This is a genomic window from Pantoea sp. Taur (genome assembly GCF_009830025.1).
Taxonomy (GTDB): Bacteria; Pseudomonadota; Gammaproteobacteria; order Enterobacterales; family Enterobacteriaceae; genus Pantoea; species Pantoea communis.
In genome coordinates this window covers 352687-374876 of sequence record NZ_SZZZ01000002.1, presented here as the reverse complement: position 1 = coordinate 374876, position 22190 = coordinate 352687, and the positions used below count along the sequence as shown (strand labels likewise).

Here is a 22190-nt window from a genome sequence, read left to right as displayed (position 1 = left end):
CTGTCAAAGTTCAGGAGTAGAATTAAATGTTGATTTCAATTATTTTAACAGGTAATAAAGGCCGTTAAGTACGGGCATAATTTTGGTTGCCAGAAATTTATTGTTCAATATGACATCATTCCTAATGGCAGTGCTACATCGCCTTAGCGGTAATATTTTCCAATCGCATAGCAGCTAATCTTACATAAGCAATATAAAAAGGGTTTTGTGTTTCTGGTGAATACTTTTCAAGATATCAAATCACCAGTAATTCTCTGCTTCATCTCACGCTGATGCTTGTGATAGTCCTCGCCACACTCTGCAGAACAGAAAGCGGTGTTAGCCACTATTGCCTCATCAGTGCACCAGATACAGTTACCATTTCGGCTTACCAGGCGCGGCTTACGGGCAGACAAAGAGGCCGCTAAATGCGCTTCTTCACGTTCCTGAGCCAGATCCACGTCATCCATTAGTTAAAGTCCTTATTGTCATTATGTTGTATTACTGAGCACTCTTCGGCCTGAGTTCTCAGATGCCATTCACTGCGCAGACATTCAGCTTAGTTCATTTGTTATGAATAAGCAGTTTAACGCTTTAAATAGCTTGAATTTGCTGATTTTTCATACAAATTCCCGGCATTAAATATTCCTTCCCGGTCATGGGGTACCCATCGCCGAAATGGGCTATTGAGATTCTTTACATACCGTATCTCCTTTATCAAATGCCCTTCACGTATTAATTCCTATAGCATTCAATCAGCTTAAAAAGTCTCAAGCGGTACGGCTTGAACAGCATCACCTACTCGTTAATACTGTGTGTAAATACAGCATTAACAGGAGGTTTTGACATGCCCCGCGACTACGAGATCATGATTGCTTTCAGGCAGGCGGTTAAACGCGATGCTGCTGGCCGTTACACCATCAGCACACTCGATTTTGTGAAAGAACTCGATCGTCTGAACTGGCGCTACTCGCTACACGGCGCCAACAAATGGATCGAAATGCACACAACGACCTTCAGGGATATTTCCGTTCGGGAGGGGGCGGAGAGGACTTTCCAGGTGTTCAATCCCAACAGATAAATCGGTCACAGGCTGAAATCCGCCAACATATCGGTGGTGTTTTTGTTTACATAAAAAAAGCATGAACCAGCCTTGAGTCCGGTTCATGCAGAGTGCTGACTAGTCAATATTTGTTTTTATTTGCCCGCTGTGATGCGTCGAGTCACCAGGGCGTGGGTCCCTACCGGGTTTGCAACAGAAAGACAACCATCATAACCAGCACGGTGGCGACAGCCGGTATAATCAGGTATCGCAAGTTCAATCTCCTGTGTGTCTTAACACGAGAATTTGAATCGATGAAAACCTGCCCGCATCCACCACGAACCCCAGAGCTGATAAAGCCAGCCTAATGCATACTCCTGAAGTTTTGCTGCATGCAGAGCGCAGGGGCAGGTATTTCAAAACCAGTTCAGATACTTTGATAAGCATATCGTGAGCACGGTGATGACCACAATATTCAGTATGACAACGGGTCCTGGTGAAAATCTATAAGTCACCTCAGCCAAACAAACGGTATACAGCCAAAACACGAAGCCAGGCCGGTAGCACGTCGGTTATCACTGAAATCACCAAGGCTGCATACTGATGATTCACCTACTGAGCACGTCCATTTTTTTCCCAGCGTTCCCGCACAGGCATTTTGCTCACTAAGCGTAATGCGCATTTCAGAGGCTAAAAGCGTAGCCATAGAACGAAGTCAGGAGTTTTACATGGAGTGGAAATAGACGGTAAGCCGCCATGCCGAAACGCCACTCCTGTGGGCTGCCCGTTATCAACCGCGCGGTGTAGGGGGGTAAGCTAAAAAAAAGCCCGCACAAGGCGGGCCAAAAAGCAGTGGCTAAGGAATGTCTCTCTCGTATGAAACGCATCCTGTGTGCTGTGCTGCCAGTCAACGACTGACTCACATACCATAGACCAGTAATTTGCGAGTGGTAGGATGTGTTAACGAAAGCGATAAAATTCCAGTAATTTCCAATAAAGCATACAGATTAACAATTAAAAAACTTAATTTCAGAGAGTTAACCGAAGCGGTGAAAGCTTATTGCTAATTATCTCTTGTTAATGACGGCCTGAAATATGCTCAAAAAACTATCACTTCAGCGCTCATGCCTTCCGCCCCAGCAGACAGAAAAACTCCATACACCTGAAATTAAATCCCCTTTACCCACAACACCTTTGGAAAAAGTCTTCATGCCCGACTTGATCGATTATGCTGTTTACGATTACTGTTTATACATACAGTATTTATTGGGATTATTATCATGGAGTTTTTCAGACCATCGGAAATCCGCGCCAATCTGGAGTTGCCGCTTTTTATTGCCAGAGTCCCGTGTGGCTTTCCTTCGCCTGCTCAGGACTATGTCGAACAGCGGCTGGATCTTAATAATCTGTTGGTCAGCCATCCCAGTTCGACCTATTTCATCCGGGTCAGTGGTGATTCGATGATCGAGGGTGGTATTAACGATGGCGACATGCTGGTGGTGGACAGCTCCGTCAACGCGGAGCATGGCGACATCATCGTGGCTGCAATTTCTGGAGAGTTCACCGTGAAGCAACTGATGACCCGGCCCGTCCTCCACCTAAAGCCAATGAATGCAGCACATGCCATCATTCCGATTCCCGATGCCGACCAGTTTGAAATCTTCGGCGTTGTCCGGCACTCCATTAAGACGATGGGCCGTTAATGTTTGCCCTGGTGGATGTGAACTCGTTTTACGCCAGCTGTGAAACGGTGTTCAGACCGGACCTGCGTGGCAAGCCGGTAGTTGTCCTCTCTAACAACGATGGTTGTGTTATCGCGCGTTCGGCAGAAGCGAAAGCACTGCAGCTGCCTATGGGGCACCGTACTTCAAGCTCAAAGACGAGTTCAGGCGTCATAAAGTTCAGGTATTCAGTTCCAATTACGCCTTATACGCAGACATGAGTAACAGAGTGATGACCACTCTGGAAGATATGGCACCCTCAGTTGAAATCTACTCTATTGACGAAGCTTTTATGGACCTGACCGGGATACGTAATTGCCGTGTGCTGGAAGACTACGGGCGGGAAATTCGCGCGCGCGTAAAGCGCGATACGCATCTGACCGTTGGAGTGGGGATAGCACCCACTAAGACGCTCGCCAAGCTGGCCAATCACGCCGCCAAAAAATGGACGAAAACCAGGGGCGTGCTGGATTTATCGAACATTGAGCGCCAGCGCAGGCTGATGGAACTGGTGAAGGTCGAGGATGTGTGGGGAGTGGGCAGGCGTATTAGCAAAAAGCTGAATGCGATGGGCATCATCACCGCGAAGGACCTTTCAGAGCATAGCACGTACATCATCCGTAAGCATTTCAATGTGGTGCTGGAAAGGACGGTGAGGGAGCTGCGTGGCGAACCCTGCCTCGAGCTGGAGGAATTTGCGCCCACGAAACAGCAGATTGTCTGTTCGCGTTCATTCGGTTCCCGCATAACGGAATACCAGGATATGCGTCAGGCGGTGTGTGCTTTTGCCGAGCGCGCGGCCGAAAAGCTCAGAAGTGAACGACAATACTGCCGGCAGATAGCCGTTTTCGTCCGAACCAGTCCGCACGCGGTAGGGGAGACGTTTTACGGTAATCAGGCAATGGGCTCGCTGATAACACCCTCCAACGACACGCGGGACATTATCCGCGTGGCCATGGAGTCACTGGATCGCATCTGGCTCGATGGATGCCGCTTTATGAAAGCCGGCGTGATGCTGGGAGATTTCTACAGCCAGGGCGTTTCTCAGCTCAATCTCTTTGACGAATTTAAGCCACAGGCTAACAGTGAAACGCTGATGCGTGTCGTTGACGGCCTTAACCAAAGCGGGAAGGGGAAATTATGGTTTGCAGGACAGGGTATGCAGAAAACATGGGCTATGAAGCGGGAAATGCTGTCGCCGGCTTACACCACCCGCTTTTCGGACCTCCCCGTTGCGAGGTGACATTTTTACTAAATCCTCTTCAACTGCTGCTACCCACAAGCACAACATGTTATGTGGTCGAGTTTCTGGGGCGGACCTGTATCATTGATGAACGACTGCGGCCGGAAGATGGTGATACTGTTTTGCTGGATATGTTAGGGATGTATGAGTGGGGAAATCTATACACACATCCAAACCGGGTAATAACGGATGAAGGAGTGATTCTGGAAGAAGACTTACTGGAAGATATGGCTATCCTTGGCGTAGTTACTCATGAGGTCACGGCCATAAAGGTACAAGATAGATCGCCAATCTGATGCAGTAAATAAAAAGCCCGGGAGAATCCAGTCACCCGGGCGGCATCAATGTATGCCAAACATTTCCAATAAGAGTTGTGTCGTCTAAACAGGGAAGTAAAAGGCGACCTTTTGAAAATAGACTGTAACTGATTAAACGCTAGCGAAGCGGCAAAAAGAATGAGAACAGTTGATGTTTTGAGGTTTGATGATGGCAGGAAGAAGGTGATTCAGTCAGGGGGGCAGTGTAAGAAGGTCAAAAGAAAGACACACAAAACGATAGATAGGATAATTCGGGTGGAGAATCTTTCGCCTTTTACTTAAGTAATCCGATGTTAACGTTAACAGCATGAAATAGACTCTTTAATGAAGTACACAGACTTTGACGCAAAAAAAAGCACAGGATGCCCTTGAGTTCAGCCTGTGCAGAGAGTGTCTAATAATCATTTATCTTTTTTATTGTTCTGCCATGATAAGACGTTTTACCACATCATGGAAATCCATTGTGCCTGTAGCAGAAAAATTATTGCAAGCAAAAGCACAGTCGTTAGTGCAGGAATCGTCAGGTTTCTCATACGGACCTGTTTTCTCATTCAGGAGGAATTTTATTTACCAACAACTGTAGACCATACAGGAAGAAAGACCGCACTACAGGTGAGTTTAATCGTGGGCAATCTTTGGGATAATGATTGTACTTTCTGATATGACGCATCTTACATTGTATCGCATGTAGTGATGCAACCATTGCCAGTTGAGTACAAAAAAACACCCGTCAGGGGCAAGTGAACGTGTAGTCAATATGGTTATTGTGCACCACTGTAATTGCCTGAAAATAAAAAACACATAATACTTGCATTGGCTAACAGTCATTCAAAAAGTACAATTGAAGCCGGAAGAATCGCATTGAACCGGACAGAAATGCATTCAAAGGCTAAATTCTCATCAAATGGAAAGGTGCGCTTAATTTATGTACAGCACCTCTGATTTTATACCCTCTTTCAAAATGCTCCATTAGTGCTCGTTTTAGAAATATTGAAAGATTCAAAAACAGAAGTGTATGAGAATCTCCATTTAAAAGAAAAGCCCGGAGCTGGTGGCGAGCCGGGCCTGCACAAAGAGTGCGAATCATGATCAAACGGAGTTTTATCGATATCACAGGAAAGTGGTAGCGATAAAACAGAGTTTAGACTGTGATAATGGGATTGCATGCGAAGCGGTAAGATTAAGTCATGACTATGTAAATTTTTTAAGGTAATGCCTGCTTTGCCATAGATAAAACTAAGCAGTGTTAGTGGCCTAACACCATAAAATAATTAGCTTAACCGAGTGAAGTTTACCTCTACACCAGGAGCAAAGTTAAACAATCAAAATCCTTTATTCAGCTTGCTATAGTCAGATTCGCAATCATTAAAAACCAGGTTTGCCATCATGTAATCTAAAGCGGGAGAGATGGACGTTTATTGAAAGTAGTATTGAACTTATTCGGTATGTGCTGAAGGTGTCAGGCTTTCAACCACGGGATTTTATGGATGCACACTCTAGCCGTTTGAGCTAGCGCTAGCTATTAAGGGGTCAGGCCCCTGCCCTTAATGAGCGGGGCCATCGTTTACTTATCAGGGTTCGTCTATACGTGAAACTTTTAAATGCGCATTTTTACCTTTGCCAAACACCTTGCCACTGACGCGGATTTTATCTTCAGAATTGAAGGTTTTGCCTTTAAATGTAGCCTCTGGAGCGTCAATGTTTACTGTGCCCGTGCTATCACGAAACTCATAAATGTTGCCCTTCACTTTTTTAACAATGTAACCTTCAAGAGTGACATAACCGCCCTGGCGGAAATCTTTTATCAGTGTGATCGGTGTTTCCGCGGTGTCTTCGGATCCTTTATAACCTGCATCTTCTTTGCTCTGAGGAGGTGGTGTTTTACCCGCTTCAAATCCGCCGGTTTCAGCACAAGCGCCAAAACTGAGAGGTAACATTACTGCGATCCAGGCAACTTTATTCATTTTAATCTCCATTAATGAGGCATCGACTCTAAGCCTGGCACAACTTAGGAAAAATAACTGATGCGCACATAGTTTTGATGTTCCATAAAGATTAATAATGCAGCGATTGTGGGAGCTAACGATCTATTCAGGGAGATAAACGAGGGGCGAAATCAGGGGCAAATATCTTTTTCAGAGCACTAAATGGGGCATTGTCATTGGCGGTCAGTGTAAAACTGCGTACTTATGCAATATTCTAACCGAATGAAATATCAAGGCTATCCATTACTGCCAAGAACTTGTAGTAACTGTCTTATGTCTTCAGATTATATTGTTCTTTTTGGTTACTTCTTGATTTTCTGACATTATTTTCACGCTTGAGAATGAACGCAAGGGTCGTTGGCGGCTGAATAAAGCTTCAGCGGCAATAAACCCTTATGACATGAGTGCGTATGGTACGGATTGCGCAGGCGAATGCCAGTCTGATGTGATCTCTTTTCAAGGATTCCTGCGATAAAACCGCACACTTTGCCAGAACAATCTGCCCATTTATTGATCTGGGTAAAGATTGTGCGCATCGCTGCCTGACAGGATGGATGAAGTGTTTTTTTAGTTTCTAAAGGTGAGGAGAGGCAGATGCAAACGTACGACATGGTTTTTGAAGAAGCGTGCCGGCTAGTCGGGCAATGTTATCTCGAGCTGGCACAGCGTGGATCAGCAACAGAAAAAGAGGTGGTAGCGACAGAATTGCGTAATCTGCAACTGCGCTATCGGGAGTTAACCGGCTCGCCCAATCGCGCGGTTGAGATGGCAATTATTCAGCTTCAACCCTGTTAAATCATTAAGCCCGGCCAGCGCGCCGGGCTTAGTTCATTTAGTCACTTTTCTCTGTTTTACCGGCCATTTCCGCCAGTCGCTGATAGCGTTGATTGGCGGCTTCGGTTGCTTCCTGCCATAGATGAGCAGCGGCTTCCGGTTCACGGGTTTGCAACTGGCGGAAACGCTGCTCGTTCATCAACGCCTCTTCCAGCACCGAGGTGGGCGGGCGAGAGTCCAGCGCCAGTGCCGCTTTGCCTTGCTCGGCCCGACGAGGGTCAAAACGATACAGCGGCCAGAATCCGCTGGTGGTCAACAATCGCATCTGCTCATGGCTGTAGGCGAGGTCGTAACCGTGCTCTTCACACGGACTGTAGGCGATGATCAGCGATGGGCCGGGCCAGGCTTCAGCTTCCTGAATCGCTTTCACCGTCTGATTCAACTGCGCGCCCAGCGAAATTTGGGCCACATACACATGCCCATACAGCATGGTGGCAACGCCTAAATCCTTACGTGCTTTGCGCTTCCCTTGCTCGCCAAACTTGGTAACTGCGCCGAGCGGCGTGGCTTTGGAGGCTTGTCCGCCGGTATTGGAATAGCACTGGGTGTCGAGAACCAGCACGTTGACGTTTTCGCTCAGGCTCATCACATGATCAAGACCGCCATAGCCGATGTCATAGGCCCATCCATCGCCTCCAATCAGCCAGACAGATTTCTCCACCAGCGCATCGGCGATAACCCGCAATTCGCCTGCGTGCGCTGATGATGAAGCCGCCAGCTGCTGACGCAGTTCAACGATTTGCTCGCGACGAACAGAGGGCAGGACATTTTCCTCTTTCAGTGCTGCCACTAAAGCGCCAGGCAACTGTGGCGCACACTGATCTAACAGACGTAGCGCACGCTGTTTCTGCTGATCAACGCTCAGGCGGAAACCAAGCCCGAATTCAGCATTATCTTCAAACATGGAATTGGCCCATGCCGGTCCGCGTCCTTCAGCGTTAGTGGTGTAAGGGGTGGAGGGGAGATTACCGCCATATATGGATGAGCAACCGGTGGCGTTGGCAATTAACAGTCGATCGCCATACAGCTGCGTCAGCAACTTGATATACGGCGTCTCCCCACAGCCGGAACAGGCGCCCGAATACTCAAACAGCGGGGTGATCAGTTGTGAGGTGCGAATATCAATGCGTTCCAGCTGTCCCGCCGTGATTTCCGGCAGCGCAAGAAACGCATCGTAATTCACCTTTTCAGTTTCAACATGCTCAAGACGGGATTGCATGTTGATGGCTTTTATCTCCGGATGCTGGCGATCGCTGGCCGGGCACACTTCGACACACAGATTACAGCCAGTACAATCCTCAGGCGCTACCTGCAACACGTATTTCTGGCCGCGCATATCGCGTGATTTGACGTCGAGAGAAGCAAGTGAATCGGGTGCGGAGTCCATGGCTGCAGGCGCAACAACTTTAGCGCGAATCGCCGCGTGCGGGCAGGCTGCTACGCAGTGATTACACTGCGTACACAGGTCGGGTTGCCAGATGGGGATCGCTTCGGCGATGTTGCGTTTTTCCCACTGTGTGGTGCCAACGGGCCAGGTGCCGTCTGGCGGCAGTGCGGACACCGGCAATTTGTCGCCTAATCCTGCCAGCATGGCGGCGGTGACGGTTTTGACAAAATCCGGTGCGCTATCGGATACCACCGGCGGGCGGTGCGGGCTTTGCTGATCAACCGCCTGCAGCGGCACCGCTTCCAGCGCCTGTTGAGCCATCGCCAGCGCCTGCCAGTTACGTTGCACCAGCTCCTCGCCTTTACTGCTGTAACTGCGCGAAATGGCGTTTTGCAGTTCGGTTAATGCACTGTCGCCGGGCAAAATCTGCGTTAACTGGAAGAACGCCATTTGCATCACGGTATTGATGCGCGCACCGAGTTGGCATTCACGCGCAATACGCGCCGCATTGATGACATAAAACCGAGCCTGCTTGTCATTAAGCTGGCTCTGCACTTCCTGCGGTAGGCGTGACCAGACTTCATCAGCGGCGTAAGGGGTATTCAGCAGAAAAATGCCGCCCGGTTTCAACTGGTCAAGCATCGAATATTTATCAATAAATTGCAGTTGATGACAGCCAATAAAATCAGCCTGTTGCACCAGATACGCCGACTGGATGGGATGTTCACTGACGCGCAGATGCGAAACGGTCAGGCCGCCCGCTTTTTTCGAGTCATAAACGAAATAGCCTTGCACGTGCCACGGCGTGGCATTGCCGATGATCTTCAGGTTGTTTTTGCTGGCGCTCACGCTGCCGTCACTGCCAAGGCCGTAAAACAGCGCTTCCAGTCGCGCCCGGTTCGGCACGATGTTGGCCTCCATCGGCAGCGATAAGTGCGTGACATCATCATAAATACCCACGGTGAAACGCGCAGGCGGTTGTTCACGCTGCAGCGCACGGAACACAGCGAGCACGGCATCAGGGGCAAACTCTTTCGATGACAGACCGTAGCGTCCGCCGATCACTTTCGGCAGCGTCGGGCGTTCACCCCGGCTAAAGGCTTCAGCCAGTGCGGTCATCACATCCAGGAACAGCGGTTCACCCAATGCGCCGGGCTCTTTAGTGCGATCCAGCACCGCCACGTGCTGAACCGCAGCAGGCAGCGTTTTGATCAGATGCGCCGCTGAGAACGGACGATAGAGGCGCACTTTCACCAATCCGACCTTTTCGCCGCGTTGCAACAGCACATCAATCGCTTCTTCGGCGGTGCCGCAGCCCGAGCCCATCATCACTATCACGCGCTCAGCCTGCGGATGACCATAAAACTCAAACGGCTGATACTGGCGGCCGGTGTTAGCGGCAAACGCGTCCATGGCGGCTTCAACATGGCCGGTGCAGGCGTCGTACCAGCGGTTAGTGGCTTCGCGTGACTGGAAATAGGTATCAGGATTGGCGGAGGTGCCGCGAATGGTTGGACGATCCGGCGTCAGTGCGCGTGCACGATGTTCTGCGATCGCTTTTGCTGGCATCAGTGCCTGCAGGGTTTCATCACTGATGGGGACGATCTTGTTGATCTCATGTGAGGTACGGAAACCGTCGAAGAAGTGGATAAAGGGCACGCGGCTATTCAGTGAAGCCATCTGAGAAATCAACGCGAAATCCTGTGCTTCCTGCACGCTGGAAGCACACAGTTGTGCGCAACCGGTCTGGCGCACCGCCATCACATCAGAGTGATCGCCAAATATCGACAGCGCATGCGTGGCAACAGTTCGCGCAGCAACGTGCAGGACAAACGGCGTCAGCTGCCCGGCGAGTTTATACAGCGTCGGGATCATCAGCAGCAGGCCCTGCGATGACGTGAACGTGGTGGAAAGGGCGCCGGTTTGTAACGCACCGTGCACGGTAGCAATCGCGCCGCCTTCTGACTGCATCTCCACCACGCGAGGGATATCACCCCAGATATTGCGGCGACCTTCGCCAGACCAACTGTCGGCCAGTTCCGCCATGGTGGAGCTGGGCGTGATGGGATAAATGGCGATCACTTCACTGGTGCGGAAAGCGACCGAAGCCACCGCACCGTTGCCGTCGACGGTAATCATAAATCGTCCTTTGCTACGCTGAGAAACCCGAAACTTTACGGGGGTAATGATTCAGTTTAGCAAAGCAATTTGGTCGGACTTTTTCATCTGTGTGGTGGCGACAGGTGAACGCACTGCCATCTAAGGTTGTTGATTTTTACATCATTTCTAATGATTGAACGCCTTTGATTTCCATCACTTTATCGTAGATGGTGTGAATAGCGTCACTGCGTGACAATGTCACCTCAACACTGAGTTCACACAGGCCATTCTCCTCATCCCGATTTACCACAGCAATGTGACCGTAACGGATATTCTCGCGTTGCAGCACCAGCAACACCAGCGGCACGCTTTTGGGTTTAAGGTGCACCATTAGCGTGTGATGGCGGCCAATCAGCCAATGACTGATGCGACGGAAAGTTTCTAACACCACCAGCGCTAGCACCGTGCCATAAATACCGATTTCATACATGCCGCTACCAATCACCAGGCCAATCGCGGCGGTGACCCACAAACCTGCGGCGGTGGTTAAACCCTTGACCACTTGTTTTTGGATGATGATGGTACCGGCGCCGAGGAAGCCCATCCCACTCACCACCTGTGCGGCAATTCGGCTGGGATCCAGCGCCACGTGATCACTATCAAGCATGTCCACGAAGCCATACTTAGACACCAGCATAAACATGGCACTGCCAATACCCACCAAAATGTGGGTGCGTAATCCGGCCTCTTTGGCGCGCATCTGACGCTCGAGGCCAATCAAACCACCCAAAATGCCGGCGAGCGCAATACGGATCAACATGTCTGTTAGCATGATTCCTCCTTATGCATTGATAAATAGGATTGTTTCGGTGAAAAAAGGCTGTTCAGGTCCAATCGGGATAATTCTGCTTGCAAAAGGCGATAAAAAAATTTGTAAAAAGCTGTGTCGCCTATCGATCCCTTAACGCACCTGACATATGCTGGGGGCTCTTTTACGCCCAACTCCCCGGAGCCCGACCGATGAAAGCCGCTACCTTACTGCTGGCCGGTGCAGCACTGTTACTTTCTGCCTGCAGCAGCAACAGTGATGACGAACCACCGCAACAGGCTACCGCAGCACACGTTCAACCGCATGTTGTTATGGCATCTATGGCCGAAGTGAATTGCAGTAATGCCGGGGGAACACTGGCGTTTTCACGCCAGCTGGATGGATCGCGTATTGGCATGTGTCAGTTAGCCAACGGCCGTCGTTGTGACGAGCAGGCGCTGATGGGTGGACAGTGCGCCCGCTGAGGCAGGCGCCACATCTTTACGCTTTCACCTGATTCGGGCAGTCTTCGCCACGTTCAAGCTGCTGTAAATTGCTGAGCGTGGTTTCGGAAATCGCCGTCAGGGCTTCGGCAGTCAGGAATGCCTGATGGCCGGTGAACAACACGTTATGGCAGGCTGACAGGCGACGGAACACATCGTCCTGAATCACATCGTTCGATTTATCTTCAAAGAACAGATCGCGCTCATTTTCATACACATCCATACCGAGTGAACCTATCTTTTGCTGCTTCAGCGCATCAATGGCTGCCTGTGAGTCGATCAGGCCACCACGGCTGGTGTTGATGATCATCACCCCATCTTTCATCTGATTAAAGGCTTGTGCATTGAGCAGATGATGATTTTCCGGCGTCATTGGGCAATGCAGCGTAATCACATCGGATGCGGCAAACAGCGTTTTCAGATCGACATACTCTGCACCCAGTTCGAGTGCAGCAGCACTTGGATAAGGATCGAACGCCAGTAAACGCATGCCAAAGCCTTTCAGGATGCGCATGGTCGCCACACCGATTTTACCGGTGCCAATCACACCCGCCGTTTTGCCGTGCATATTGAAACCGGTCAGGCCATCCAGCGAGAAGTTAGCATCACGTGTGCGTTGATAGGCGCGGTGAATACGGCGATTCAGCGTCATCATCAACCCCACCGCGTGTTCAGCCACCGCTTCCGGCGAATAGGCCGGTACGCGTACCACCTGCAAACCGAGGGCGGCAGCCGCTTCAAGGTCGACGTTATTAAATCCGGCACAGCGCAGCGCGATGGTTTTCACGCCCAGTGCCGCCAGCTCCTCCAGCACCCCTTTACTGCCATCATCATTAACGAAAATGCACACCGCATCGCAGCCCGCCGCATTTTTGGCCGTGGTTTCGCTCAGCAGGAAGTCAAAAAACTGCAGCTCAAATCCAAAGCTGGCATTGACGTGTTCAAAGTATTTCTGGTCATAGTGTTTGGTGCTGTAAACCGCAACTTTCATTATTTCGCTCCTGAAAAATGCAACGTCGGTATCATCACAGAATAACGTTTTCTGCATCATTTTGCTGATCTTCAGCCAGGCTATATAGCTAACACCTTCATTTGCCGGGCATAACATGACATCATCTCCGTCAGGATTGCGTAAAGAACAGGATAGTTAACTGCCATGTCGCGGGGCCTCCGTCGAACACTTGCTGCGCTACTGGCGCTGATATTGCTGCTGTTGGGATTACTGCTGACGCTGACGCAATGGTTGCCGCGTCTGGCGGGCATCTGGCTGCCGGAAAATACCCGCGTTGAGCTTAATGGTTCACCGCGCTGGCATAACGGCGGCGTGCATTTTCCGGCGGTAAGCTATCTGGCTGGTGACTGCGAGCTGGCGAATGTCAAAGATGTCGCGCTGAGTTGGCAACATAAACGCTGGCAGCTCAGTGCACAGGCCGTTCAGCTTAACAGTGAATGCCTGCAAGCCCTGCCACAGAGCGATTCCAGCGGTGCACCGCGCAGTCTGGCCGAATGGCAACAAATGCTACCGGGAGCCGATATCCATCTTGAGCAACTGAGTATTTTACCCTGGCAGCAATATGCCGGTCGTTTTGATCTCAGCCTCGATAAAAGCGTCCAGCAGTTACATTATCAGGGCGATAACCTGCAACTGGATGCACGTTTGCAGGGGCAGCAACTGCAGATCGCACAACTCCAACTCAGTCATCCTTTGCTACCAAAACCGCTCGATTTGCACGGTGATCTTACGCTGCCCACCTTTGCTAACGGTTTGCCGGTGGCGGGTGAACTCAGCGGTGATGTCAATCTGACGCAGTGGCCGCAGCCGCTGGCGATGACGCTTAACTGGCAGCAGCAGCAAGGCACGCTGGTGATTAATCAGCAGGGTGACGATCAGCCGTTGTTGCAGTTACCGTGGCAGGTCGATGCGCAGCAGATACGTATCACTCAGGGACATTGGCGCTGGCCGCAAGCTGACCAACCGCTGTCGGGTGGTTTGGCGCTCACCCTCGACAACTGGCAGCAGGGGCTGGAAAACACCCAGGTCAGCGGGCGGTTCAATCTGCTTACCCAAGGCCGCGGCGGTAAAGGTAACCTGGTGCTGAGTGTCGGGCCGGGCACATTGAGCCTTACCGACAGCGCGTTACCGTTCCAGCTGACCGGCGAAAGTAAGTTTGCCGACCTGCAGTTGTTCGGCAGCATGCCGGGCATATTGCACGGCATGTTGACCGATCCACAAATCACACTTATGCAAGGTGCGCTGCTGCGCCTGCGTGGACGCTTGCTTTCGACGCTGGAAGTGGATGAAGCACGCTGGCCGTTAGCGGGCGTGACACTTGCCTCGCGCGGTATCAATGGCAGATTACAAGCAATTCTAAAAGCTCACGATCCCAACTTCGGTCGCTTCACGCTGCATCTTGATGGACGCGCCAGCGATTTTTGGCCAGACAGCGGACGCTGGAACTGGCGATACTGGGGCGATGGAATGATGCAGCCGCTCAATGCCAAATGGGATGTGAAGGGCACGGGTAGCTGGCAGGATACGTTAATCAGTCTGGACACACTCAATACCGGCTTTGATCAATTAGCCTATGGCATGGTGCAAGTCGACAAACCGCGCCTGACCTTAACCGCACCGGTGCGCTGGCAGCGAGACGTCGCGCATCCGGCTTTCAACGGGGGTTTTACCCTGAAATCTGGTCAGACGCAGTTTAGCTATGGCGGCTGGCTGCCGCCTTCAGAACTGAGTTTTGAGGCCAAAGGCAGCGATCCGAGTCGTTTTATCTGGCGCGGTCAGTTAACTGCTGAAGATATCGGCCCGGTAAGGGTACACGGGCGCTGGGATGGTGAACGTTTGCGCGGTGAAGCCTGGTGGCCAGCTCAGTCACTGACGGTGTTCCAGCCGTTGCTCAGTAGCGATTTGAAGATGCGCATTCAGTCAGGTGAACTGAGAGCGCAAATGGCGTTTTCTGCGGCGTCGAAACAGGGCTTCGAAGCCGGTGGTTTCTGGGCAGTAAAAAAGGGCAGCGTGTGGATGCCGGACAGTGAAATCAATGGCATCGACTTCACGCTACCGTTCCGTCTCAAGGATCACCAATGGCAGTTAGGGCGTCGCGGTCCGGTTTCACTGCGCATCGCTGAAGTCAAAAACCAGTTTGCGTTGCAGAACATCACTGCCGATCTGCAGGGCCACTATCCATGGCAAGAGCGCCAGCCGTTGACGCTCAGTAACGTGAATCTAGATCTCTTAGGCGGCCATGTCAGCATGCCAAAGCTGAGGATGCCGCAGCATGAGCCCGCACGCGTTGCACTGCGCGAGATTGACCTTAGCAGGCTGATCACGGCAATCAAACCGAAGCAGTTTGCCATGTCGGGCAAAGTAAACGGCGAGCTGCCGCTATGGGTGAATAATCCGCAATGGCTGATTGAGAAGGGCTGGATTGCCAACAGCGGCCCGCTGACCTTCCGCATGGATAAAGATATGGCGGATGCCATCGTCAGTAATAACTTTGCCGCGGGTGCCGCCATGGACTGGCTGCGCTACATGGAGATTTCCCGTTCGTGGGCCACTTTGGACCTCGATAACTTCGGCAATCTCACGATGCAGTCCGAAGTGAAAGGCACCAGTCAGTTTAGTAATCGCCGACAGTCGATTAACCTCAACTATCGGCATCAGGAAAATCTGTTCCAGCTGTGGCGCAGCCTGCGCTTTGGCGATAATTTGCAATCCTGGGTGGAACAAAATGCCACCCTGCCATCAAAGAAGGATCCCCAACCATGAGCCTCAGGGCATTGCTGGTGTTGGCAGCTGGGCTGCCGCTGATCGGTTGCGTGCCGCGCATTGAAGTGGCGGCACCGAAAGAGCCGATCACCATCAATATGAACGTGAAGATCGAACATGAAATCCACATCAAGGTCGATAAAGATGTGGAAGCGTTGCTGAAAAACCAAAGCGGCCTGTTTTGAGGAGCGGCATGATGAAATCGAAAGCGATGGCATTGTTGCTGGTGCTGCTGCTGGTGCCTTCAGCGTGGGCGATGACGCTGGACGAAGCGCGGCAGCAGGGGCGCGTGGGGGAAACACTCAGTGGCTATGTGGCGGCGCGACAACAGGATGATGAAACCCTGGCGTTGGTGAAACGGATTAATGATGGCCGTATGCAACAATATCAGCGCGTCGCGCAGCAGAACAATCTGAGCACCAGTGAAGTGGCACGTATCGCGGGCGAAAAGCTGGTGAGTCGCGCAGGCAGTGGAGAGTATGTGCGCGGTATCAACGGGCAGTGGTTACGTAAGTAAACCCATCATTATCAAAGTCACAGCCATAAAAAAGCCGGGCACTCAGGCCCGGCAAAGATGGCATCATACCCATTATTCTCGGGTATTCATCACGTTCTTAAGATTACGCAGCAACAATTTGCTTGATGGCGTCTTTCGCGTCGTTAGCCGCTTTGGTCGCCACTTCTGGACCATAAGCAATACCTTCAGCGAACACGAAGTTCACATCGGTGATGCCGATGAAGCCCAGGAACAATTTCACGTATGGGGTCAGCAGATCGGTTGGGGTATCTTTGTGAATACCGCCACGGCTTGACAGGATCACGGCACGTTTACCGGTGACCAGACCTTCCGGGCCTGCTTCGGTGTAACGGAAAGTCACGCCAGCACGCGCAATCAGGTCGAAGTAGTTTTTCAGCTGAGTAGGGATGTTGAAGTTGTACATTGGCGCAGCGATAACCACAGTGTCATGCGCTTGCAGTTCTGCAATCAGCTCGTCAGACAGCGCCAGGGCTTCCTGCTGACGTGGAGACAGCGGAGCATCAGAAGGACGCAGTGCGCCAACCAACTCGCCATCCAGAACGGGAATTGGCTGAGCAGCCAGATCGCGAACAGTCACTTCATTACCTTTGGCGCGCGCTTCTTCAGCGTAGAAGTCAGCCAGTTGGTTTGACTGAGAGTAACCGGCCAGAATGCTTGATTTCAGAACTAAAACTTTGCTCATGGTATTTTCCTGTGCGTTACGCGGTTGGCTTACCGCTCAATGCGTTACACTCTACGGAGATCCTCCGCGAGGTAAAAGCGCAATATTTCGAGACCTATGTTCGAAATTATTGAATAAGGTCGCACGTCCGGTCAGGTGAGATTGTCCAGAGTGTGCTATTATGCCGGGCAATAATTGATTGAATCCGCCGGGAAATTTCAGCCGGCATCGAGCGCACTTTGCCAGGCTCGCCGCGACCACAGGTAACACACCACTATGTCATCATCCGTCACTTCCCCTTTGGCCCCACTCTGGACGCGGCTCGATAATCTGATGCTGCGCGACCGCCAGCGCTTGCAGCGCCGTTTGCATGGAGCAGCGAAGGTGAAAAATCCAGCCGCGCAGCAGGGCATTGCCACAGAACTAGAAGCCGAATTTGTTGCCGCTGAACTGCGCATTGCCCAGCGCACGGCGGCCACGCCACGCATCACCTTCCCGGAAAATCTGCCGGTCAGTCAAAAGCAGCAAGAAATAGCCGAGGCGATTCGCGATCATCAGGTGGTGATTGTGGCCGGGGAAACCGGTTCAGGGAAAACCACCCAGCTACCGAAGATTTGTCTGGCGCTCGGGCGTGGTGTCAAAGGGTTGATTGGTCATACGCAGCCGCGCCGTCTGGCGGCACGTACCGTTGCCAACCGTATTGCCGATGAGCTGGAAACCTCGCTCGGCGGCACTATCGGTTATAAGGTGCGCTTTAACGACCAGGTCAGCGACACGACGCAAGTGAAGCTGATGACCGACGGTATTCTGCTGGCGGAAATCCAGCAGGATCGTCAGTTGTTGCAATATGACACCATCATCATCGATGAAGCGCACGAACGCAGTCTGAACATCGATTTTCTGCTGGGATATCTGCGTGAGCTGCTGCCGCGCCGTCCCGATTTGAAAGTGATCATCACCTCGGCGACCATCGATCCGCAGCGTTTCTCTCGCCACTTCCATAATGCGCCGGTGATAGAAGTCTCAGGCCGAACCTATCCAGTCGAAGTGCGCTACCGCCCAATGGTGGAAGACGCTGACGATACCGACCGCGATCAGCTGCAGGCGATTTTTGACGCGGTCGATGAGTTAGGTCACGAGAGCCGTGGCGATATCCTGATCTTTATGAGTGGCGAGCGTGAAATTCGCGATACCGCCGATGCGCTGATGAAGCGCGATATCCCGCACACCGAAATCTTACCGCTGTATGCGCGGCTGTCGAATGCCGAACAGAACCGGGTGTTCCAGTCACACAGTGGACGCCGCATCGTGCTGGCCACCAACGTGGCCGAGACTTCACTCACCGTACCGGGCATTAAATACGTTATCGATCCCGGTACGGCGCGCATTAGCCGCTACAGCTATCGTACTAAGGTGCAGCGCCTGCCGATCGAGCCGATTTCTCAGGCATCCGCCAATCAACGCAAAGGGCGTTGCGGACGTGTGTCGGAAGGGATCTGTATCCGTCTCTACTCTGAAGACGACTTCCTCAGTCGTCCGGCGTTTACCGATCCGGAAATTCTGCGTACCAACCTGGCGTCGGTTATCTTGCAAATGACGGCGCTCGGCCTGGGCGATATCGGCGCATTTCCGTTTGTCGAAGCACCCGACAAGCGCAATATTCAGGATGGCGTGCGCTTGCTGGAAGAGTTGGGCGCTATCACGCTAAGTGAGGATGAAACCTACAAGCTGACGACGTCTGGCCGCCAGCTGGCGCAATTGCCAGTCGATCCGCGTCTGGCACGCATGGTGCTGGAAGCGCAAAAATTTGGCTGCGTGCGTGAAGCGATGATCATCACCGCGGCCTTATCGATTCAGGATCCGCGCGAGCGCCCGAGTGAAAAACAGCAGGCATCCGATGAGAAACACCGTCGCTTTGCCGATAAAGAGTCGGATTTCCTCTCTTTCGTGAATCTGTGGAATTATCTGCAGGAGCAGCAAAAAGCGCTGTCGGGCAATCACTTCCGTCGTCAGTGTAAAACCGACTTTCTCAACTATTTGCGCGTGCGTGAATGGCAGGATATTTACACGCAGTTGCGTCAGGTGGTACGCGAACAGGGTATGCCGGTTAACAGCGAACCCGCGCCCTATCGTGAAGTGCACTGCGCTTTACTGACCGGATTACTGTCGCATATTGGTCAGAAAGACAATGAGAAGCAGGAATTCACCGGCGCGCGTAATGCCCGCTTCTCCATTTTCCCTGGCTCCGGCCTGTTTAAGAAGCCGCCGAAGTGGACCATGGTCGCGGAACTGGTGGAGACCAGCCGGTTGTGGGGCCGCGTGGCCGCACGTATCGATCCCGAATGGATCGAACCGCTGGCCCAGCATTTGATTAAACGCAGCTACAGCGAACCGCACTGGGAGAAAGCCCAGGGCGCGGTAATGGCGACAGAAAAAGTCACGCTGTATGGCCTGGCAATTGTGCAGGCGCGTAAGGTCAACTACAGCCGCATTGATGCGCCACTTAGTCGTGAGCTGTTTATCCGCCACGCGCTGGTGGAAGGCGACTGGCAGACGCGTCATGCGTTTCTGCGCAACAACCTCAAATTGCGCAGTGAAGTGGAAGATCTGGAACACAAATCACGTCGGCGTGACATTCTGGTCGATGATGAAACGCTGTTTGCTTTCTACGACCGCCGCATTGGCGCTGATGTGGTCTCTGCTCGCCACTTTGACACCTGGTGGAAACAGGCGAGCAAGGACAATCCTGACCTGCTGAGTTTTGATAAGCAGATGCTGATCAAAGATGGCGCGGATAAAGTCAGCCAGCTCGATTACCCGAATTTCTGGCATCAGGGCAATCTGAAGCTGAAACTGAGCTATCAGTTTGAGCCCGGCGCGGATGCCGATGGTGTTACCGTTCACATTCCGTTGCCGTTGCTGAATCAGGTTGAAGAGAGTGGTTTTGAGTGGCAGATCCCCGGTGTTCGCCGTGAGTTGGTGATTGCACTGATTAAATCGTTACCAAAACCGACACGCCGTAATCTGGTGCCTGCACCGAACTACGCAGAAGCTTTCCTTGGTCGCGTTAAAGCGATGGAGTTACCGCTGCTGGATGCGCTGGAGCGCGAGTTCCGCCGCATGACCGGGGTGACCATTGATCGTGAAGCCTGGCAGTGGGATCAGGTGCCCGATCACCTGAAAATGACCTTCCGCATTGTGGATGAACACAATCGCAAGCTGCAGGAAGGCAAAGATCTGCATCAATTAAAGCAGGTATTGAAAGGTAAAGTGCAGGAAACGCTGTCGAAAGTCGCAGACGATGGGCTGGAGCAGAGCGGACTGCACATCTGGAGCTTTGGTGATTTGCCGCAAAGTTACGAGCAGAAACGCGGCAGCTATCAGGTTAAAGCCTGGCCCGCACTGGTCGACGAGAAAGACAGTGTCGCCATTCGCCTGTTCGACAACGAGCTTGAGCAGCATAAGATGATGTGGCGAGGCCAGCGTCGCTTGCTGCTGCTGAACATCCCGTCGCCAATCAAGTATCTGCACGAGAAACTGCCCAACAAAGCTAAACTCGGCTTGTACTTCAATCCTTACGGCAAAGTGCTGGATTTGATTGATGACTGCATCGCTTGTGGTGTCGACAAACTGATGGCGGAAGCGGGCGGTCCGGCATGGCAACAGGAGAATTTCGAGCAGCTACGCGACAAAGTGCGTGCTGAATTGAACGAAACTTTGGTGACTATCGCCAAACAGGTCGAGCAGATTCTGACCAGCGTGTTCAATATTAACAAGTTCCTGAAGGGTCGTGTCGACATGACGCTGGCGCTGGCACTGTCTGATATTAAAGCGCAAATGAGTGGCCTGGTATACCGCGGCTTTGTCACCGGTAATGGCTATCAGCATCTGGGCGATACGTTGCGCTATTTACAGGGCATCGAGCGCCGCCTTGAAAAACTGCCGACTGACCCTTACAGCGATCGTGCGCGCATGCTGAAAGTGCAGGCCACAGAGCAGGCGTGGCAAACATGGCGCAATAAACTGCCCCCGCAGCGTCAGGATGATGCTGAAGTTCAGGCGATCCGCTGGATGCTTGAGGAGTTACGGATTAGCTATTTTGCTCAGCAGCTGGGCACACCTTATCCTATCTCTGATAAGCGTATTCTGCAGGCGATGGAACAAATTAGCTGAGTCACCCAAAGCACAGAGGCGCTCTTTCTGCGCCTCTGTGAGTGAAATATCGCTGACTGCGCATGAAACACCCTGGCGCGAAGAAGGTGCGCGATTCTGTGGCGAAAATCTTATTTCGCCAGTTCTTCCAGACTGTCTTTAAACGACGTCACCGCGATGGCACGGTTATCCGCGCGATAACGGTCCGCCGGTGCGGGTGCAGAGCTTTGCACGGCAATCAGTTTCCAGCCATCACCACTTTTCAGTAGCAGCGGCGATCCGCTGTCGCCTGGCAACGTATCACATTGATGCGACAAGACCGCGCGTTGCGCCCAGCCGGTAATCAGGCAGTCGCTGTGAGAATAGAGCGTGTCGAGGTGATCAGCAGGGTAACCGGCTTGTGTCACTTTGCGTTCGGTGGTTTTCAACGCATCGGTTAAATCGCTACGTGAGCCGTCAAATAAGGGTATGGGTACGATACCCGACGGCGGATTATGCAAAATAACCAGCCCGTAATCGTAAGGTGCCGCGCCTGGTGGCACGATCCAGCCCTCACCATCGGCCTGTAGCCTGCGCGCCAGTGAAGGTTCTACACGCGCATCAATATCATGTATTTCGTAACGCCAGCCTTTAGCACCTGACATAAAACGCAGCGCCACCGGTTTATCAAATTTACCCGGAGGGGCGAGCAGGCAGTGTCCAGCGGTTAATGCCAGATGGGCGGATATCAGGGTGGCCGTGCAGAGGTTGCCACTTTCGGTCTCCAGTTGGCCAATGGCATCCCAGGGAGCGGCACTCACATCCGTAATGGCTTTGCGGTGGTCTTTGCCAAAAAATAGCGTCTTGATGTCTTCCGGGCTTGGCCCATCTTCATCATCGGCATGTGCTGCGAGGTTAAAACTGAAAATTCCAACAAGTAACAGGATAGCCAGGCGCATAGTTCTCTCAATGGCGAGAATAAGAAGAGGTTATTGTCATCACGCTTGAGCGATAACTATAGTCGGAGAGCGGGAAAAAAGGGAGAAATATTGGAGTAATCAGCACGCTACAACGACTAGATAAAAAAGCTGGCTGCAACAATGCCGCACAGGATCATCACAATCAGGATAATTTCGAAGCGATAGCGACGCACCATTTTTCGCTAC

15 protein-coding genes and 1 pseudogene are annotated in these 22190 nt (G+C 51.9%); 9 read left to right on the top strand and 7 right to left on the bottom strand.

Translation table 11 applies throughout. The annotated features are described in order from the left end of the window. Nucleotides 1–227: 227 nt before the first annotated feature. A complete protein-coding gene (locus tag FD744_RS04065) occupies nt 228–449 on the bottom strand; it encodes a DUF2116 family Zn-ribbon domain-containing protein (RefSeq protein WP_097117055.1) in 222 nt (73 codons plus the stop codon). A gap of 377 nt (nt 450–826) precedes the next feature. Here FD744_RS04065 and FD744_RS04060 point away from each other — a divergent pair, with 377 nt between their 5' ends. The 3 genes and pseudogenes from FD744_RS04060 to umuC all read left to right on the top strand — a co-directional run bounded on the left by FD744_RS04060 (nt 827) and on the right by umuC (nt 3985). Further along, the gene (locus FD744_RS04060; RefSeq protein ID WP_160867397.1) at nt 827–1060 is read left to right on the top strand and encodes a DNA polymerase V; all 234 of its coding nucleotides are present in this window, start codon (nt 827–829) and stop codon (nt 1058–1060) included. Between the two features lie 1241 nt (nt 1061–2301). After that, on the top strand, nt 2302–2724 hold the full coding sequence (umuD, locus tag FD744_RS04055) for a translesion error-prone DNA polymerase V autoproteolytic subunit (RefSeq protein WP_160867396.1): 423 nt from the start codon (nt 2302–2304) through the stop codon (nt 2722–2724). Continuing rightward, nucleotides 2724–3985 (top strand): annotated as a pseudogene (umuC, locus tag FD744_RS04050) (translesion error-prone DNA polymerase V subunit UmuC). The gene umuD and the pseudogene umuC overlap by 1 nt, the downstream one beginning before the upstream one ends. A 1888-nt stretch (nt 3986–5873) precedes the next feature. On the opposite strand, the gene FD744_RS04045 reads toward umuC, so the two are convergent. Further along, nucleotides 5874–6266, bottom strand: a complete 393-nt coding sequence (locus tag FD744_RS04045) for a YgiW/YdeI family stress tolerance OB fold protein (RefSeq protein WP_160867395.1) — start codon at nt 6264–6266, stop codon at nt 5874–5876. Nucleotides 6267–6881: 615 nt separating this feature from the next. On the opposite strand from FD744_RS04045, the gene FD744_RS04040 reads away from it, so the two are divergent. After that, nucleotides 6882–7082 carry a DUF2767 family protein gene (locus FD744_RS04040; RefSeq protein ID WP_034821329.1) on the top strand — a complete coding sequence of 67 codons (201 nt, stop codon included), beginning with the start codon at nt 6882–6884 and terminating at the stop codon, nt 7080–7082. Between the two features lie 37 nt (nt 7083–7119). Here the strand turns inward: FD744_RS04040 and nifJ are convergent, their stop codons facing one another. Together nifJ and FD744_RS04030 are read right to left on the bottom strand one after the other, a co-directional pair. Next, entirely contained in the window at nt 7120–10647 is a 3528-nt protein-coding gene (nifJ, locus tag FD744_RS04035) for a pyruvate:ferredoxin (flavodoxin) oxidoreductase (protein WP_160867394.1), read from the bottom strand. 136 nt (nt 10648–10783) lie between these two features. Beyond that, nucleotides 10784–11440 (bottom strand): MgtC/SapB family protein, encoded by a 657-nt coding sequence (locus FD744_RS04030; RefSeq protein ID WP_160867393.1) that lies wholly within the window; start codon nt 11438–11440, stop codon nt 10784–10786. A 188-nt stretch (nt 11441–11628) separates the two neighbouring features. On the opposite strand from FD744_RS04030, the gene FD744_RS04025 reads away from it, so the two are divergent. Next, entirely contained in the window at nt 11629–11901 is a 273-nt protein-coding gene (locus tag FD744_RS04025) for a DUF333 domain-containing protein (protein WP_034821326.1), read from the top strand. Between the two features lie 16 nt (nt 11902–11917). On the opposite strand, the gene FD744_RS04020 is transcribed toward FD744_RS04025, so the two are convergent. After that, nucleotides 11918–12910 carry a 2-hydroxyacid dehydrogenase gene (locus tag FD744_RS04020; RefSeq protein ID WP_034821521.1) on the bottom strand — a complete coding sequence of 331 codons (993 nt, stop codon included), beginning with the start codon at nt 12908–12910 and terminating at the stop codon, nt 11918–11920. A gap of 165 nt (nt 12911–13075) precedes the next feature. On the opposite strand from FD744_RS04020, the gene FD744_RS04015 reads away from it, so the two are divergent. From FD744_RS04015 to FD744_RS04005, 3 genes are read left to right on the top strand one after another with little or no spacing between them, the layout of a single operon-like run. After that, entirely contained in the window at nt 13076–15694 is a 2619-nt protein-coding gene (locus tag FD744_RS04015; protein ID WP_160867392.1) for a YdbH family protein, read from the top strand. Then, nucleotides 15691–15879: a YnbE family lipoprotein gene (locus tag FD744_RS04010; protein ID WP_013509194.1), complete on the top strand. Its 189-nt coding sequence runs from the start codon at nt 15691–15693 to the stop codon at nt 15877–15879. Before FD744_RS04015 ends, FD744_RS04010 begins: the two co-directional genes overlap by 4 nt. Nucleotides 15880–15890: 11 nt before the next feature. Next, a complete protein-coding gene (locus tag FD744_RS04005; RefSeq protein ID WP_160867463.1) occupies nt 15891–16211 on the top strand; it encodes a YdbL family protein in 321 nt (106 codons plus the stop codon). 103 nt (nt 16212–16314) lie between these two features. On the opposite strand, the gene azoR is transcribed toward FD744_RS04005, so the two are convergent. Next, nucleotides 16315–16914: an FMN-dependent NADH-azoreductase gene (azoR, locus tag FD744_RS04000; protein WP_034821315.1), complete on the bottom strand. Its 600-nt coding sequence runs from the start codon at nt 16912–16914 to the stop codon at nt 16315–16317. A 255-nt stretch (nt 16915–17169) separates the two neighbouring features. Between azoR and hrpA the strand changes: the two genes are divergently transcribed. Further along, entirely contained in the window at nt 17170–21066 is a 3897-nt protein-coding gene (hrpA, locus tag FD744_RS03995) for an ATP-dependent RNA helicase HrpA (protein ID WP_160867391.1), read from the top strand. 110 nt (nt 21067–21176) lie between these two features. Here hrpA and FD744_RS03990 read toward each other — a convergent pair whose 3' ends face one another. Beyond that, nucleotides 21177–21983: a serine protease gene (locus FD744_RS03990; RefSeq protein ID WP_034821307.1), complete on the bottom strand. Its 807-nt coding sequence runs from the start codon at nt 21981–21983 to the stop codon at nt 21177–21179. Between the last annotated feature and the right edge of the window lie 207 nt (nt 21984–22190).